The sequence below is a fragment of the Nostoc sp. genome (assembly GCF_035638895.1).
Taxonomy (GTDB): domain Bacteria; phylum Cyanobacteriota; class Cyanobacteriia; order Cyanobacteriales; family Nostocaceae; genus Nostoc.
In genome coordinates, this window is the sequence record NZ_DASQZC010000587.1 from 1 (window position 1) to 3,354 (window position 3,354).

Annotated in this window: 6 protein-coding genes; all 6 read right to left on the reverse strand. The window is 42.6% G+C overall.

Annotation, left to right across the window (positions count from 1 at the left end):
• Positions 1-73 precede the first annotated feature (73 nt).
• The 6 genes from VE944_RS29305 to VE944_RS29330 are packed head-to-tail and all read right to left on the reverse strand — an operon-like array spanning position 74 to position 3,296.
• The gene (locus tag VE944_RS29305; protein ID WP_324985794.1) at positions 74-238 is read right to left on the reverse strand and encodes a hypothetical protein; all 165 of its coding nucleotides are present in this window, start codon (positions 236-238) and stop codon (positions 74-76) included.
• Positions 228-623 carry a hypothetical protein gene (locus VE944_RS29310; RefSeq protein WP_324985797.1) on the reverse strand — a complete coding sequence of 132 codons (396 nt, stop codon included), beginning with the start codon at positions 621-623 and terminating at the stop codon, positions 228-230. Before VE944_RS29310 ends, VE944_RS29305 begins: the two co-directional genes overlap by 11 nt.
• A gap of 1 nt (position 624) precedes the next feature.
• Positions 625-921, reverse strand: a complete 297-nt coding sequence (locus VE944_RS29315; protein WP_324985800.1) for a hypothetical protein — start codon at positions 919-921, stop codon at positions 625-627.
• Positions 918-1,598 carry a GIY-YIG nuclease family protein gene (locus VE944_RS29320; protein ID WP_324985803.1) on the reverse strand — a complete coding sequence of 227 codons (681 nt, stop codon included), beginning with the start codon at positions 1,596-1,598 and terminating at the stop codon, positions 918-920. Before VE944_RS29320 ends, VE944_RS29315 begins: the two co-directional genes overlap by 4 nt.
• Positions 1,588-2,601: a hypothetical protein gene (locus tag VE944_RS29325; RefSeq protein WP_324985806.1), complete on the reverse strand. Its 1,014-nt coding sequence runs from the start codon at positions 2,599-2,601 to the stop codon at positions 1,588-1,590. Before VE944_RS29325 ends, VE944_RS29320 begins: the two co-directional genes overlap by 11 nt.
• Complete coding sequence (locus VE944_RS29330) at positions 2,586-3,296, reverse strand: hypothetical protein (protein WP_324985808.1); 711 nt, start codon at positions 3,294-3,296, stop codon at positions 2,586-2,588. The genes VE944_RS29325 and VE944_RS29330 overlap by 16 nt, the downstream gene beginning before the upstream one ends.
• Positions 3,297-3,354: the final 58 nt, after the last annotated feature.

Genomic DNA, 3,354 nt, shown 5'->3' on the forward strand with positions numbered 1-3,354 from the left:
CCAGAGTAGGAAAATAACCCGCTATCAATTACTGAATGAAATTCTCCCATGAGGCAATTAAGGCAGGATTTAGTCATTCCCAATCCTCCAGGTCAATCCTATATTCTGCTGCTTCTATCGCTTCTTCTTCACTCTCAAATGGCCCATACCACTTGCTAGAGTCAACCCTGTAGTACCACCCTTTGTTTGGCTCCCAGTCTGTTGCGATTTCCCTATTTTGGTAGGAATCAGTTGGCATTTTGCACCTCCACTTCCTCAATCACTTCGCATTTGAGAGGATGCTGGCATACAACTTTTAACCAATCTCGTCCAATCCAATTTTCTTCATCACGACCGAGAATGTCGGAGTTAATCAATTCATCATAAAGACCGCTAAAGCAGTGGCAAGCATGAAGTTCTTTATAAAGGCGATCGCTTAACCGAGAACAATCCAGACACATTCCATAAGTTGACCAATCACCATCCCAACAACCTTTAATGTGTTTGTATGTCGTGCCTGATTTTATTGGGTGCTGGCACTCGCAGCAAGAAAATGGTAATTCTGCAATGACTTCGCTCTCCTCATATAAATCCTCTCCTGATTCTTCATCGTAATCGGGGCGCTCAATACCACAATTGCACATGTTAAAAATGCTCCTTTGAATTGGACTTAGAAAGACTACGATCTTCAAGTAATTTCAGTATTTTCGACGCAAGGAACGAGCGATCGTAGTGCGGTAAGCCAGGGGCAGAAATGGCTACTAATAGCAATTTAATTTCTGATTCAAACTTGCCTAAATCCATCACCGAAATTAGTGGGAGCAGACATCTGGCGTATGCCCTGACCTCTTTGTGTGTGAGTCCGCATTCACCTAGATTATTTGCGATTCGCTTTAATATCGTCTGAAATCCATCAACTTCACCATCAAATCCAAACATCATGTTTCCTCCACTGGGTAGCCCAATTTCAATTCCTTTGGATACATTTCCAACATCTTCTGTTGATCCAAGAGTCGCAAATGTCCACCCGCGAGTATTCCGATGATTAAGTCACCATAACTTTGTGTCTCCTTGCTGTTATTACGTATTAACTGCGGAATGACATTGCTAATCAAAAAATTGATGTAGACCAAGTCTTCTCGGCAGTTGGCTGCTTTGTATAGTGAAATCAACAGGTCTGCTACGCGATCGTGAGGTGTTCCGCCAAAGAAACAGCTTAGATATTTTTCAGACGCATCAAACAAAAAGCTGATAGTGGGTGATGGGACGCAAGAAAAATACAAGGAATCAGATTCCTGCCAAAAGTCGTAGAAAGTTACGTTATCTAAAGTTTTTTCGCAATCACTTAGCCATTCAGTATCAACTTCAAACCATTCACCATGAACTCGATGGCGATTGTTGCGTTGGTGATACAGCCTCTCATCAGCTACTGCATCAACAGTCCAAAAGCAATCAAGCATCAACAGGGGATAAGGGGACTGATTGTTTATTGTTTGATGCCTAGCTACTGGATTTAGTGATCGCCCTATCTTGTATCGAGTTGTGCCTTTTGCCCAAAGAAGATAAACCCATCCCTCATTAGATGAGGAAATGTCATGAATAGTTTTTTCAAGGTTCATAAGTGCAAACTAATTTTCCGCCAACATAAACAACGCCCCATTCGGGATATTGGGCGATCGCTTGCTTAATTTTGTTCCACAGCCCAACATCCTCCCAGCATTCAAGCAGAAAATTAAACCCCGGATTATCGCCCGACATACTTGCCAGTCTCAACTTGTTTTCTCTTTCGGGGCGCAGTTCTCTACGTTCAACAATTGCCTCATTACTCCATTTATCTGGCGCGGAACAAACGCCTTCATGAGTAGTTTTCGTTTCCTCACTACAATCTTTATTCTCACTTAACAACGAAGTGGGTTGACCTTGTGCAGCATCCACAAGCGTTAGCAATGTGCAATCAGTTGCCACAGGCAAGTCTTCCTCTGTTTCTTCCACGCTTTCGGCTTGAGGCGACGCGCCCCCCAAGGGCGCGTGAGCCGTCTCTCGAAGATGCGAATTTTCTGGCGTGGAAGAATCACACCTCACGATCTCTTTTGAAGAGTTCGTGAGGTGTTTTTGAGCAGTTCGTGAGGGTTTCTGTAAACCTTGTCGGAAAAGGGTTTTGTTTGAGATAGGTGCTTGATTTGAAGCACGCATTTCTTCAGAGCCATTGTGAATCTCTGAAATTTCAGAATTTGATTGCTGTTTTTCAGAATCTAGTTGTTGTTTTTCGGGGTCTACCTCTTCCCAAAAATCTTTCATCCGGCTGCCATGTAAATTACGCACGATCCAGCCAACAGTTTCTCGCCCATCCTGGATAGATTTATCAGGTTTAAAAATAAACAGTCCACTTTCAGATAAAACTTTCTTGGCTTGAATGAAAGTGCTGTATCCCAAAGTCGTAGACAAAGGCATCCACCGCGAACCATAGGGATCTGATGTCCAACACTCCTGCCATAGCTGATTAACGGAGGGTTTTTGTTGTGAAGCCCAAAGCATATCTTCTATCGGAATAATCACATGAAGCCTCTTGTATGGAGATTCTGATTTGCGGTTTGATGGCTTTGATGCTACTGATGCGACCATGATTCACCTCCATCTGCCCAAAATCTCTTTAGCATCAATTGTTTTGCCGCATTTATTAACTCTTTTTCAGATTCAGGTACATCATTTATCAGATGCTCAATCTCAGCCCGTTGCAATGACCTGTTTGCAGCAGGTAACTTTTTTACCTCAACCTCGCTGCCAGGATGAAAAGAACAATGACGATATAGATATTTGAAATGTTGTTTGTCCTGTGAAGGCAAAGAATCCCAGGTTTTGGCATCCCATCCTGGGGGAATGAAGTCAGAAGGCATGGGTAGTAAGGTTTGGATCTGAGCCTGCATTAGCTCAAAGCTTTGTTGCAAATTTTGAATTTGTTGCTGTAATTGCGGGACTGCCCTTACCGCTTCTTTTGCGATCGCCTCACATTGAAGAAAGTATTTTCGGATCTGCTTACCCTCTTCACTCTTAGCCAGCATCCCCATTTCCTTAAAACATTCCACTGTTAAATAAATGTCTTCTCGATGCGTCAAGCCTCCGTCTGGAGCCGACTCCACATTACTGTGGAGTCGGTAATCTGTGTCTTGATTGAAATAGCTAGTTAATTTTCTCTTGGCTGAATCTTTGCGGCTATAACCCAGAACTTTCCACGCGACTTCAAATTCAACAGGATACTTTTCAGTTGAATAGTAAAGTTCTTCTGCCGTATCTTGGGTAAATTTAAATGGTATAATCATATTGCTTTTAAGTGGTTTCTTGGTGGATTGCATTATCTACAGGAAGCCATCTTTTTTT

What these genes read in the sequence shown, in the direction of transcription:
- VE944_RS29305 (WP_324985794.1), bottom strand. Translation starts at nt 238, where the DNA reads ATGCCAACTGATTCCTACCAAAATAGGGAAATCGCAACAGACTGGGAG.
- VE944_RS29310 (WP_324985797.1), bottom strand. Translation starts at nt 623, where the DNA reads ATGTGCAATTGTGGTATTGAGCGCCCCGATTACGATGAAGAATCAGGA.
- VE944_RS29315 (WP_324985800.1), bottom strand. Translation starts at nt 921, where the DNA reads ATGATGTTTGGATTTGATGGTGAAGTTGATGGATTTCAGACGATATTA.
- VE944_RS29320 (WP_324985803.1), bottom strand. Translation starts at nt 1,598, where the DNA reads ATGAACCTTGAAAAAACTATTCATGACATTTCCTCATCTAATGAGGGA.
- VE944_RS29325 (WP_324985806.1), bottom strand. Translation starts at nt 2,601, where the DNA reads ATGGTCGCATCAGTAGCATCAAAGCCATCAAACCGCAAATCAGAATCT.
- VE944_RS29330 (WP_324985808.1), bottom strand. Translation starts at nt 3,296, where the DNA reads ATGATTATACCATTTAAATTTACCCAAGATACGGCAGAAGAACTTTAC.